This is a genomic window from Serratia sp. UGAL515B_01 (assembly GCF_033095805.1).
Taxonomy (GTDB): Bacteria; Pseudomonadota; Gammaproteobacteria; order Enterobacterales; family Enterobacteriaceae; genus Chania.
The window spans coordinates 1,985,847-2,000,386 of record NZ_CP109901.1; the positions used below are offsets into that span (position 1 = coordinate 1,985,847).

Consider the following 14,540-nt stretch of genomic DNA (forward strand, 5'->3'; position numbering starts at 1 on the left):
AAAATGAAAAAACGTCGTTTTCAAAAAGCTAAAGACGCACTGGTATCCTTCAAAAAATCCAAATTCACCAGAAAAAACTTCAGAAAATCCAAAGTGTCCGTTTCATTAGCCTGGGCCAATATTGTCACACAGGCTCTGTTCCCGTTAGGGGTCGCATTTACGCCCGCTGTCATGGCCGAAACAACCGATAGAAAACGCATGGCCTCACGTGGAGAACAGGCAACGGCAACCGCCGCCTCTCGCCTAGCTAACGTACTCACCAGCAACGATGCCACACAATCAGCGGAAAACCTCGCCCGGGGGGTCGCGACCAGCAAGGGCAATGAAGCCGTGCAAGAATGGTTGAATCAATTCGGCAGTGCCAAAGTCCAGCTGGACCTCGACAATGACCTAGCGCTCAACGGCAGCCAGGTAGATGCGCTTTTTGCCCTCGAAGATACCCCAAGCGCCCTGACCTTCAGCCAGTTGGGGCTTCGCAGCGATGCGGATGGCGACCTCACCCTGAACCTGGGGGTTGGGAAACGTCATTTCCTTGACACCCAGATGTTCGGCTATAACCTGTTTCTCGACCGCGATATTCAGGGGCAGCATTCCCGCGGGGGGTTAGGGGCCGAATATATGCGCGATAACCTGCGGCTCTCAACCAACACCTATTTGGCTCTGGATGGCTGGAAGGATTCTAAAAACCTCGCCGGATACAATGAAAAAGCCGCCAGCGGTTTTGACGTACGTGCCGAAGGTTACATTCCCGCACTGCCCCAATTGGGCGCAAAAGTGGCCTACGAACAGTATTTTGGTGGGAATGTCGGGCTGTTTGGCAAAGACAAACTCCAGTCTAATCCGCATGCCATAAGTTTTGGCGTCAACTACACCCCCATCCCGTTGGTGACATTCGGCGTTGACCATAAACAAGGCACTCAAGGGATGCAGGACACCCAATTCAATCTTGCCTTTAATTATGCCTTCGGCACGGCATTCTCAAAACAGATTCAGGCCTCGAATGTGGCGGCCAAACGCAGCCTGGCAGGGAGCCGTTATGATCTGGTCGATCGTAATAACGAAATCGTGTTGCAGTATCAGGAACAAATCCAACTCAGCGTCTCATTGCCCCCCTCATTGCAGGGAAACGCCGGGCAGACCCTCTCGTTACAGGTTAAAACCACCAGTAAAAACGGAGTGACACGGTATGAATGGGATGACAGCCTGTTGGCCGCCGCCAAGGGCAAGGTTACGGGGAGCGGGAGTCACTGGCAGGTCACCCTGCCTGCTTACATTCCCGGCGGCAACAACAGTTACCCACTCAGCCTGGTGGTCTACGATAAAGCCGGCAACAAATCCCAGGTGGCCCAGACGCAGATCTTGGTAACCGGCTATGGGATTGACGGCATGCAGGCCACGTTGCAGTCTAGCCAAACGACACTGCCCGCAGACAGCCAATCGAATACTACGATTGTCTTGACCCTGAGCGATCCGAATCAGCAGCCTGTCACAGGCATTGCAGGATCCATACAGTTGGTAGGCGAGTTTGAGGCCCAGCAATCGGTACCCGTCACACCCCGTGCCGCACGGATGAGTAAGCAGAGCAAGTCCAGTGGGAAGGTAACGGCGGTAACTACCCCTGCGACACAAGAATATACGCTGAGTCGCGTGACGGAATCCCCCGAGCAACCCGGTACTTACCTGGCCACATTGACGGCAGGCAACCTGATGGGCGTCGTCAATATGACGGCTATCGTAGAAGGAACGCCTCTCGCTAACACCAATGCCAAAGTGACCCTGGTTTCCAGCCTGCCTGAGGCGGCGATTGCCGACAACGCTCTTACCGCCAGTAATAGCGGCAGCACCGTGGCCGATGGCAAAACCAGCAACCCGGTCACCCTGCCGGTGGTCGACGCTAAGGGCAACCCGCTACCGGACTTCGAGGTCACCTTTACCGTGACCCAGCCGGACGGCAGCGACAGCACCGTCACGGTGAAAACCGACCAGAACGGCATTGCCACCCTGCCGGTCACCAGTGAACAGGCCGGTACCGTTACCGTCACCACCAACGTGGGCGGTAAAGACGTCAGCGTCGACATCGACTTTACTGCCGACGGCAGCACCGCCACCGTGACCGACGGTACCCTCAAAGCCGGCAACTCCGGCAGCACCGTGGCCGATGGCAAAACCAGTAACCCGGTCACCCTGCCGGTGGTCGACGCCAACGGCAACCCGGTACCGGACTTCGAGGTCGCCTTTACTGTCACCGACACTGCCGGCAAGCAAACCACCGTCACGGTGAAAACCGACGCCAACGGTATCGCCACCCTGCCGGTCACCAGTGAACAGGCCGGTACCGTGACCGTCACCACCAACGTCGGCGGTAAAGACGTCAGCGTCGGCATTGACTTTGTGGCCGACGGCAGCACCGCCACTGTGGCCGACAACAGCCTCACCGCCGGCAACACCGGCAGCACCGTGGCCGACGGCCAGACCAGCACCCCAGTCACCCTGCCCGTGGTCGACGCCAACGGCAACCCGGTACCGGACTTTGAGGTCACCTTTACCGTGACTAAGCCGGACGGCAGCGAAACCAACGTCACGGTGAAAACCGACCAGAACGGCATTGCCACCCTGCCGGTCACCAGTGAACAGGCCGGTACCGTGACCGTGACCACCAACGTCGGCGGTAAAGACGTCAGCGTCGGCATCGACTTTATCGCCGACGGCAGCACCGCCACCGTAGCCGACGATGCGCTTAAAGCCGGCAACGCCGGCAGCACCGTCGCCGACGGCCAGGCCAGCAACCCGGTCACCCTGCCGGTGGTCGATGCCAACGGCAACCCGGTACCGGACTTTGAGGTCACCTTTACCGTGACCCAGCCGGACGGCAGCGAAACCAACGTCACGGTGAAAACCGACGCCAACGGGATCGCCACCCTGCCGGTCACCAGTGAACAGGCCGGTACCGTGACCGTGACCACCAACGTCGGCGGTAAAGACGTCAGCGTCGGCATCGATTTTGTGGCCGACGGCAGCACCGCCACCGTGGCCGACGATGCGCTTAAAGCCGGCAACGCCGGCAGCACCGTCGCCGATGGCAAAGCCAGCAACCCGGTTACCCTGCCGGTGGTCGATGCCAACGGCAACCCGGTACCGGATTTTGAGGTCACCTTTACCGTGACCCAGCCGGACGGCAGCGACAGCACCGTCACGGTGAAAACCGACACCAACGGGATCGCCACCCTGCCGGTCACCAGTGAACAGGCCGGCACCGTCACCGTGACCACCAACGTCGGCGGTAAAGACGTCAGCGTCGGCATCGACTTTATCGCCGACGGCAGCACCGCCACCGTAGCCGACGGTACCCTCAAAGCCGGCAACACCGGCAGCACCGTCGCCGACGGCAAAGCCAGCAACCCGGTTACCCTGCCGGTGGTCGATGCCAACGGCAACCCGGTACCGGACTTTGAGGTCACCTTTACCGTGACCCAGCCGGACGGCAGCGACAGCACCGTCACGGTGAAAACCGACGCCAACGGGATTGCCACCCTGCCGGTCACCAGTGAACAGGCCGGCACCGTCACCGTGACCACCAACGTCGGCGGTAAAGACGTCAGCGTCGGCATCGACTTTATCGCCGACGGCAGCACCGCCACCGTGACCGACGGTACCCTCAAAGCCGGCAACGCCGGCAGCACCGTCGCCGACGGCCAGGCCAGCAACCCGGTTACCCTGCCGGTGGTCGATGCCAACGGCAACCCGCTACCGGACTTCGAGGTCACCTTTACCGTGACCCAGCCGGACGGCAGCGAAACCAACGTCACGGTGAAAACCGACCAGAACGGCATTGCCACCCTGCCGGTCACCAGTGAACAGGCCGGCACCGTCACCGTGACCACCAACGTCGGCGGTAAAGACGTCAGCGTCGGCATCGACTTTATCGCCGACGGCAGCACCGCCACCGTGACCGACAACAGCCTCACCGCCGGCAACACCGGCAGCACCGTGGCCGACGGCAAAGCCAGCAACCCGGTTACCCTGCCGGTGGTCGATGCCAACGGCAACCCGGTACCGGATTTTGAGGTCACCTTTACCGTGACCCAACCGGACGGCAGCGACAGCACCGTCACGGTGAAAACCGACGCCAACGGGATTGCCACCCTGCCGGTCACCAGTGAACAGGCCGGCACCGTCACCGTGACCACCAACGTCGGCGGTAAAGACGTCAGCGTCGGCATCGACTTTATCGCCGACGGCAGCACCGCCACCGTGACCGACGGTACCCTCAAAGCCGGCAACGCCGGCAGCACCGTCGCCGACGGCCAGGCCAGCAACCCGGTCACCCTGCCGGTGGTCGATGCCAACGGCAACCCGGTACCGGACTTCGAGGTCACCTTTACCGTGACCCAGCCGGACGGCAGCGACAGCACCGTCACGGTGAAAACCGACGCCAACGGGATCGCCACCCTGCCGGTCACCAGTGAACAGGCCGGCACCGTCACCGTGACCACCAACGTCGGCGGTAAAGACGTCAGCGTCGGCATCGATTTTGTGGCCGACGGCAGCACCGCCACCGTGGCCGACGATGCGCTTAAAGCCGGCAACGCCGGCACTACCGTCGCCGACGGCCAGACCAGCAACCCGGTCACCCTGCCGGTGGTCGATGCCAACGGCAACCCGGTACCGGACTTCGAGGTCACCTTTACCGTGACCCAGCCGGACGGCAGCGACAGCACCGTCACGGTGAAAACCGACGCCAACGGGATCGCCACCCTGCCGGTCACCAGTGAACAGGCCGGCACCGTCACCGTGACCACCAACGTCGGCGGTAAAGACGTCAGCGTCGGCATCGACTTTATCGCCGACGGCAGCACCGCCACCGTAGCCGACGATGCGCTTAAAGCCGGCAACGTCGGCACTACCGTCGCCGACGGCCAGACCAGCAACCCGGTTACCCTGCCGGTGGTCGATGCCAACGGCAACCCGGTACCGGACTTCGAGGTCACCTTTACCGTGACCCAGCCGGACGGCAGCGACAGCACCGTCACGGTGAAAACCGACGCCAACGGGATCGCCACCCTGCCGGTCACCAGTGAACAGGCCGGCACCGTCACCGTGACCACCAACGTCGGCGGTAAAGACGTCAGCGTCGGCATCGACTTTGTGGCCGACGGCAGCACCGCCACCGTGGCCGACGATGCGCTTAAAGCCGGCAACGCCGGCAGCACCGTCGCCGATGGCAAAGCCAGCAACCCGGTTACCCTGCCGGTGGTCGATGCCAACGGCAACCCGGTACCGGACTTCGAGGTCACCTTTACCGTGACCCAGCCGGACGGCAGCGACAGCACCGTCACGGTGAAAACCGACGCCAACGGGATTGCCACCCTGCCGGTCACCAGTGAACAGGCCGGCACCGTCACCGTGACCACCAACGTCGGCGGTAAAGACGTCAGCGTCGGCATCGACTTTATCGCCGACGGCAGCACCGCCACCGTAGCCGACGATGCGCTTAAAGCCGGCAACGTCGGCACTACCGTCGCCGACGGCCAGACCAGCAACCCGGTTACCCTGCCGGTGGTCGATGCCAAGGGCAACCCGGTACCGGACTTCGAGGTCACCTTTACCGTGACCCAGCCGGACGGCAGCGACAGCACCGTCACGGTGAAAACCGACGCCAACGGGATTGCCACCCTGCCGGTCACCAGTGAACAGGCCGGCACCGTCACCGTGACCACCAACGTCGGCGGTAAAGACGTCAGCGTCGGCATCGACTTTATCGCCGACGGCAGCACCGCCACCGTGACCGACGGTACCCTCAAAGCCGGCAACGCCGGCACTACCGTCGCCGACGGCCAGGCCAGCAACCCGGTCACCCTGCCGGTGGTCGATGCCAACGGCAACCCGGTACCGGACTTCGAGGTCACCTTTACCGTGACCCAGCCGGACGGCAGCGACAGCACCGTCACGGTGAAAACCGACGCCAACGGGATCGCCACCCTGCCGGTCACCAGTGAACAGGCCGGCACCGTCACCGTGACCACCAACGTCGGCGGTAAAGACGTCAGCGTCGGCATCGATTTTGTGGCCGACGGCAGCACCGCCACCGTGGCCGACGATGCGCTTAAAGCCGGCAACGCCGGCAGCACCGTCGCCGACGGCAAAGCCAGCAACCCGGTCACCCTGCCGGTGGTCGATGCCAACGGCAACCCGGTACCGGACTTCGAGGTCACCTTTACCGTGACCCAGCCGGACGGCAGCGACAGCACCGTCACGGTGAAAACCGACGCCAACGGGATTGCCACCCTGCCGGTCACCAGTGAACAGGCCGGCACCGTCACCGTGACCACCAACGTCGGCGGTAAAGACGTCAGCGTCGGCATCGACTTTATCGCCGACGGCAGCACCGCCACCGTGGCCGACGATGCGCTTAAAGCCGGCAACGTCGGCACTACCGTCGCCGACGGCCAGACCAGCAACCCGGTTACCCTGCCGGTGGTCGATGCCAACGGCAACCCGGTACCGGACTTCGAGGTCACCTTTACCGTGACCCAGCCGGACGGCAGCGACAGCACCGTCACGGTGAAAACCGACGCCAACGGGATCGCCACTCTACCGGTCACCAGTGAACAGGCCGGCACCGTCACCGTGACCACCAACGTCGGTGGTAAAGACGTCAGCGTCGGCATTGACTTTACTGCCGACGGCAGCACCGCCACCGTGACCGACGCTGCGCTTAAAGCCGGCAACGCTGGCACTACCGTCGCCGACGGCAAGGCCACTAACCCGGTCACCCTGCCGGTGGTCGATGCCAACGGCAACCCGCTACCGGACTACGAGGTCACCTTTACCGTGACCCAACCGGACGGCAGCGACAGCACCGTCACGGTGAAAACCGACCAGAACGGTATCGCCACCCTGCCGGTCACCAGTGAACAGGCCGGCACCGTTACCGTTACCGCCAACGTCGGCGGTAAAGACGTCAGCGTCGGCATTGACTTTATCGCCGACGGCAGCACCGCCACCGTGACCGACAACAGCCTCACCGCCGGCAACACCGGCACTACCGTCGCCGATGGCAAGGCCACTAATCCGGTCACCCTGCCGGTGGTCGATGCCAACGGCAACCCGCTACCGGACTACGAGGTCACCTTTACCGTGACCCAACCGGACGGCAGCGACAGCACCGTCACGGTGAAAACCGACGCCAACGGTATCGCCACCCTGCCGGTCACCAGTGAACAGGCCGGTACCGTCACCGTCACCACCAACGTCGGCGGTAAAGACGTCAGCGTCGGCATCGACTTTATCGCCGACGGCAGCACCGCCACCGTAGCCGACGATGCGCTCAAAGCCGGCAACGCCGGCAGCACCGTCGCCGACGGCCAGGCCAGCAACCCGGTCACCCTGCCGGTGGTCGATGCCAACGGCAACCCGGTACCGGACTTCGAGGTCACCTTTACCGTGACCCAGCCGGACGGCAGCGACAGCACCGTCACGGTGAAAACCGACGCCAACGGGATCGCCACCCTGCCGGTCACCAGTGAACAGGCCGGCACCGTCACCGTGACCACCAACGTCGGCGGTAAAGACGTCAGCGTCGGCATCGATTTTGTGGCCGACGGCAGCACCGCCACCGTGGCCGACGATGCGCTTAAAGCCGGCAACGCCGGCAGCACCGTCGCCGATGGCAAAGCCAGCAACCCGGTTACCCTGCCGGTGGTCGATGCCAACGGCAACCCGGTACCGGACTTCGAGGTCACCTTTACCGTGACCCAGCCGGACGGCAGCGACAGCACCGTCACGGTGAAAACCGACGCCAACGGGATTGCCACCCTGCCGGTCACCAGTGAACAGGCCGGCACCGTCACCGTGACCACCAACGTCGGCGGTAAAGACGTCAGCGTCGGCATCGACTTTATCGCCGACGGCAGCACCGCCACCGTAGCCGACGATGCGCTTAAAGCCGGCAACGTCGGCACTACCGTCGCCGACGGCCAGACCAGCAACCCGGTTACCCTGCCGGTGGTCGATGCCAAGGGCAACCCGGTACCGGACTTCGAGGTCACCTTTACCGTGACCCAGCCGGACGGCAGCGACAGCACCGTCACGGTGAAAACCGACGCCAACGGGATTGCCACCCTGCCGGTCACCAGTGAACAGGCCGGCACCGTCACCGTGACCACCAACGTCGGCGGTAAAGACGTCAGCGTCGGCATCGATTTTGTGGCCGACGGCAGCACCGCCACCGTGGCCGACGATGCGCTTAAAGCCGGCAACGCCGGCAGCACCGTCGCCGATGGCCAGGCCAGCAACCCGGTTACCCTGCCGGTGGTCGATGCCAACGGCAACCCAGTACCGGATTTTGAGGTCACCTTTACCGTGACCCAGCCGGACGGCAGCGACAGCACCGTCACGGTGAAAACCGACACCAACGGGATCGCCACCCTGCCGGTCACCAGTGAACAGGCCGGCACCGTCACCGTGACCACCAACGTCGGCGGCAAAGACGCCAGCGTCACGCTCAACTTTGTCGCTGACAGCAGCACCGCTACCATTGCCGACAACAGCCTCACCGCCGCCAACAGCGGCAATACCCCGGCCGACGGCGAAACCCGCAATACCGTTACCCTGCCGGTGGTGGATGCCAACGGCAACCCGGTACCGGACTTCGAGATCACCTTTAAAGTCACCGATGCCAACGGCACCACCACCGATGTGGTGGTCAAGACCGATGCCAACGGCATCGCCACCCTGCCGGCGGAAAATACCACCAGCAGCAAGGCCGGTAACGTCACCATCAGCACCCAGATCGACGGCAAAGACGCCAGCGTCACGCTCAACTTTGTCGCTGACAGCAGCACCGCCACCATTGCCGACAACAGCCTGACCGCCGCCAACAGCGGCAATACCCCGGCCGACGGCGAAACCCGCAATACCGTTACCCTGCCGGTGGTCGATGCCAACGGCAACCCGGTACCGGACTTCGAGGTCACCTTTAAAGTCATTGATGCCAACGGCACCACCACCGATGTGGTGGTCAAGACCGATGTCAACGGCATCGCCACCCTGCCGGCGGAAAATACCACCAGCAGCAAGGCCGGTAACGTCACCATCAGCACCCAGATCGATGGCAAAGACGCCAGCGTCACGCTCAGCTTTGTCGCCGACAGCAGCACCGCCACCATTGCCGACAACAGCATGACCGCCACCAACAGCGGCAGTACCCCAGCGGATGGCGAAACCCGCAATACCGTTACCCTGCCGGTGGTGGATGCCAACGGCAACCCGGTACCGGACTTCGAGGTCACCTTTAAAGTCACCGATGCCAACGGCACCACCACCGATGTGGTGGTCAAGACCGATGCCAACGGCATCGCCACCCTGCCGGCGGAAAATACCACCAGCAGCAAGGCCGGTAACGTCACCATCAGCACCCAGATCGACGGCAAAGACGCCAGCGTCACGCTCAACTTTGTCGCTGACAGCAGCACCGCCACCATTGCCGACAACAGCCTGACCGCCGCCAACAGCGGCAATACCCCGGCCGACGGCGAAACCCGCAATACCGTTACCCTGCCGGTGGTGGATGCCAACGGCAACCCGGTACCGGACTTCGAGGTCACCTTTAAAGTCATTGATGCCAACGGCACCACCACCGATGTGGTGGTCAAGACCGATGTCAACGGCATCGCCACCCTGCCGGCGGAAAATACCACCAGCAGCAAGGCCGGTAACGTCACCATCAGCACCCAGATCGACGGCAAAGACGCCAGCGTTACGCTCAACTTTGTCGCTGACAGCAGCACCGCCACCATTGCCGACAACAGCCTGACCGCCGCCAACAGCGGCAATACCCCGGCCGACGGCGAAACCAGCAATACCGTTACCCTGCCGGTGGTGGATGCCAACGGCAACCCGGTACCGGACTTCGAGGTCACCTTTAAAGTCACCGATGCCAACGGCACCACCACCGATGTGGTGGTCAAGACCGATGCCAACGGCATCGCCACCCTGCCGGCGGAAAATACCACCAGCAGCAAGGCCGGTAACGTCACCATCAGCACCCAGATCGACGGCAAAGACGCCAGCGTCACGCTCAACTTTGTCGCTGACAGCAGCACCGCCACCATTGCTGACGATGCGCTCAAAGCCGGCAACGCTGGCACCACCGTCGCCGACGGAGAAACCAGCAATACCGTTACCCTGCCGGTGGTCGACGCCAACGGCAACCCGCTACAGGACTTCGAGGTCACCTTTACCGTGACCCAGCCGGACGGCAGCGACAGCACCGTCACGGTGAAAACCGACGCCAACGGTATTGCCACTCTACCAGTCACCAGTGAACAAGCCGGTACCGTGACCGTCACCACCAACGTCGGCGGCGAAGACGTCAGCGTCGGCATCGACTTTATCGCCGATATCTCCACGGTGAAGATGAATGGCGCTCTGGTACTTAAAGGCACGGATAATCAGGTCGCAAATAACACGGCTGAACACGAGGTAGAGCTCACACTGCTAGATGGAAATGATAATCCACTACCGGATCAGGCAGTCACCTTTAGCATCAAGGGTGACACCTCCGGTATTGTGCTTGAGGCACAAAGCCTCGGAGAGACAAACGCAGAAGGTAAGGTAACCGCTCGCTTTAAGAGCAAAAATGCCGAAAGATTTACCGTCATCGCGGTGCTAACCAGTGATAACAGTAAACAGGCTACCACCAAAGCAACCTTTATTGCCGATGTGAGCACCGCGAAAATCGTTGCCAGTGGATTGACCTCGCTGACGAGTAATCAGGTGGCCAATAACTTGGCCAAAAACAAGGTGCAGGCCAAAGTCGTTGATGCAAATGGTAATCCTGTGTCGGGCGTTGACGTCACCTTCACCACACCGGAGACAACGCTTGCGAGCGCCGTCAATAACCAAAAGGTCACCACAGGCACCGACGGCATGGCACTACTGGATTTTGCCACGACCAAGGCGGGCACCTTTAGAATTACTGCGACCGTGACGTCACCAACAGCAGGCACTACCTCGGATTATGAAGATGTTACCTTCATTGCAGACAGCTCCATCGCAATGATTGCCAGTGATGGGCTAACCGTAGTGATCGATAACGCCGTGGCCAATAACTCGGCCAAAAACAAGGTGCAGGCCAAAGTCACTGATGTCAATCAGAACCCCGTACCGGGTGTTGAGGTCACCTTTAGCACCACGGAGACAACGCTTGCAAATACCGTTAATAACCAGAAGGTCGCTACGGGTCCTGACGGACTGGCCACGCTAGAATTTGCCAATACCAAAGCGGGTACCTTTAAAATTAACGCGGATACGTGGTCACCAAGGACAGGCCCTACAGGAACTAATAAAAATGTCACTTTCATTGCCGACATTACCACTGCTACGATTGCAGACAATGCGCTGAAAGCCAGCAATAGTGGCGCTACCGTGGCCGATGGCAAGACCGCTAACACCGTTACGCTGCCGGTTACCGATACCAACGGCAACCCACTGCCGAACTATGAGGTCACATTTACCGTCACCGATACCCAGGGGAATCCAACCACTATCAAAGTGAAAACCGATGTCAACGGGATTGCGACTCTACCGGTGACCAGCCTAAAAGACGGTACCAGCACCGTTGCTGTCAACGTTGGAAGCAAAAATAGTAGTATCCCGTTGGAGTTCATAGCCGATCTCGCCAGTGCAACAGTCAATGCAACAAACGGGTTGGTTCTGAGCACAGCGGACCAAACTGTTACCACGAGCAAGGCCGGAGATACGCCAACAGCACTTTCTACCCATAATCTGGTTGTGACCGTGACAGACAAAAACGGGAACGTAATAAAAAATCAGGCAGGGAAACTCAATGTCACTTTTACCACTACCGGAAGTGCCACATTTACCACCTCCAACATTGTTCCAATTGATAATAATGGACAAGCAGTTATAGGACTGGTGAATACTAAGCAGGAGGCAACAACCGTCAGTGCCAAAGTGAATGGGGCAACCTCCAATACCGTCTCCGCAAACTTTAAAACTGTTATGACCGGTATTACGTTAAGCAGTGCAGATGTATCGCTGACTAAATACTTCAGTAAAAATATTACCGCTGCGGCCAACTATTCGGATGGCAGCAGCGTCAACATCACCAAAACAGGCGCTTGGAGTAGTGATAATGCTAAAATCAATGTTAACAGTGCAGGGAAGCTCTCATCGACCACGGAAGGAGCCACGGGCAATATCACAATAACCTCTGGAGGTCTCACAGCAACCGCAAAAGTTACCGTTATTGTAGCGAGAACCAGTGCAATTATCGGTACAACATCTTCGTTTACTACTGCCGTGAATGCTGACGATACGCCCAGTATTTACTTCCAGGAAGGGTGGGCAATTGATGGTATTTACTCATCATCTAACGTATTGCTTGCTGGAGGGACCGGGGGATCAAATAAGGGTTCCACAATGGATTTGAATAGTATTTCTTCATTATCAGGAACAAGTGGGTTCCTGAGTGGAATGCCCAACACAATCCTGTTAGGAAAATTGAGCTGGAAAGAAGGAACAACGCAAAAAAGTATAGGCTCCGGTGTTACCGTAACCAGTAATTCCAGTACGTCAAGTATAACCGTGACCGATAAAGTCCATGGACTTATCGTTTATACTTCAGCGGCGAAGGGATCTGGTTATGTCACAGGTTTACAAATAATCTATCAGTAGTTTTTTAAGCAGATGATAAGGAACTACCTCGGTGAGTCAGCGACCACCGAGGGGCACGGCGCGGCGCAATTTGCTGCCGTGCCGTTAAGCCTTGATCGAACATTCTCTGCTCTAAATAATTCGAGTTACATCTGTTAGCTCCGAAGGAGCAATGCCTGCGGGCCGGACAAGTGTAAGCATCCGGTGTTCTCACCTTGAGCGAATAGGTCGTGTATTCAATGAGTTGATGTTTTCTTGTTCACAAAACGGACACCTTACATCAACTCTAGCCATTCTATCCCCAGATCCAAAATCGGAGATTTTACACTGCAATCAACATATTGAATAATTGATCATCACTTCCCGCAAGTGTGGCCAATGCTGCGATATAAGTGAAGAATTAACTTCCAATAAGCGAAGCGGTATAAGAGTTTGCACCGTTATCAATCACTCGACGTGTTATGCAGACCGCATGAAAACAGCGAGTAACTTCGATCGTATCGACAACTCTGCGACCGAAGTTGCCTCGCAGCAAACACACAGGCAAGTTGAAGTTGAGCGAGTATACACATAAAACCCAACACATAACGCCATTTGGAACGCTAGCGGCATAATCTTCTTTTAGCCAATTCTGGATGGCGAGAAAACGGCCATACTCCCCTGACTTTTTCCTTTTTTAGCCGATTTAGTCAGCAGAACCCCCTTTCTACGGTTGAATTCATCCGTTTTTACGTTATTGTGATCGCAATCACTTCCCGGCACTTCAGCCGCTGCGAAGAACAGCCTTAGAGAAAAACATGCATAAAACAGATGAACTGCGGACCGCGCGTATCGACAGCCTTATTACGCCTGAAGCACTCGCGGAGAAGCTGCCGATTTCTGAAATGGTTGCCAGTAACGTTACAGTGTCACGCAAACGCATTGAAAAAATTATTTGCGGTGAAGACCGTCGTCTATTGGTGGTAATTGGCCCCTGCTCTATCCACGATCTGGATGCTGCGATTGATTATGCTGGGCGTCTGAATACGCTGCGAGTACGTTATCAGGATCGTCTGGAAATTGTAATGCGCACCTATTTTGAAAAACCACGCACTGTCGTCGGCTGGAAAGGCTTGATTTCTGATCCCGAATTGAATGGCAGCTATCAAGTCAACCGCGGTATTGAGATGGCCCGCAAATTACTGCTGGAAGTCAACCAACTTGGATTACCTACGGCTACCGAATTTCTGGATATGGTGATCGGCCAATACATCGCCGACCTGATAAGTTGGGGGGCCATTGGAGCTCGTACCACTGAAAGCCAGATCCATCGTGAAATGGCTTCGGCACTCTCCTGCCCAGTGGGCTTCAAAAATGGCACAGACGGTAATACGCGCATTGCCATCGATGCGATCCGGGCCGCACGAGCGGGCCATATGTTCTTGTCGCCAGACAAACGTGGCCAAATGACGATTTACCAGACCAGCGGCAATCCTTATGGCCATATCATCATGCGTGGTGGAAAGAAACCGAACTATCATGCCAAAGATATCGTGTCTGCCTGCGATAGCCTGCGCGAATTTGATCTGCCGGAACACTTGGTGATCGATTTTAGTCATGGCAACTGCCAGAAAATGCACCGCCGTCAGTTAGAAGTCGCCGAAAATGTCTGCCAACAAATCCGTGCCGGTTCTATGGCCATCGCCGGAGTTATGGCGGAAAGCTTCTTGGTTGAAGGCGCGCAAAAAATTATATCCGACCAAGCCATGATCTATGGCCAGTCCATCACTGATCCTTGCCTGAGCTGGTCTGATAGCGAACAACTGTTAGCTATGCTGGCTGATGCGGTAGATACCCGCTTCTGATTTTTAACCGGGGGTACG

Annotated in this window: 2 protein-coding genes; both read left to right on the forward strand. The window is 58.7% G+C overall.

The genetic code is table 11. The features are described 5' to 3' along the window. The first annotated feature begins 3 nt into the window (after positions 1-3). Entirely contained in the window at positions 4-12,699 is a 12,696-nt protein-coding gene (locus tag OK023_RS09130) for an Ig-like domain-containing protein (RefSeq protein WP_317697225.1), read from the forward strand. Between the two features lie 776 nt (positions 12,700-13,475). Continuing rightward, on the forward strand, positions 13,476-14,522 hold the full coding sequence (locus OK023_RS09135) for a 3-deoxy-7-phosphoheptulonate synthase (protein WP_317697227.1): 1,047 nt from the start codon (positions 13,476-13,478) through the stop codon (positions 14,520-14,522). Positions 14,523-14,540 lie beyond the last annotated feature (18 nt).

What these genes read in the sequence shown, in the direction of transcription:
- OK023_RS09130 (WP_317697225.1), top strand. Translation starts at nt 4, where the DNA reads ATGAAAAAACGTCGTTTTCAAAAAGCTAAAGACGCACTGGTATCCTTC.
- OK023_RS09135 (WP_317697227.1), top strand. Translation starts at nt 13,476, where the DNA reads ATGCATAAAACAGATGAACTGCGGACCGCGCGTATCGACAGCCTTATT.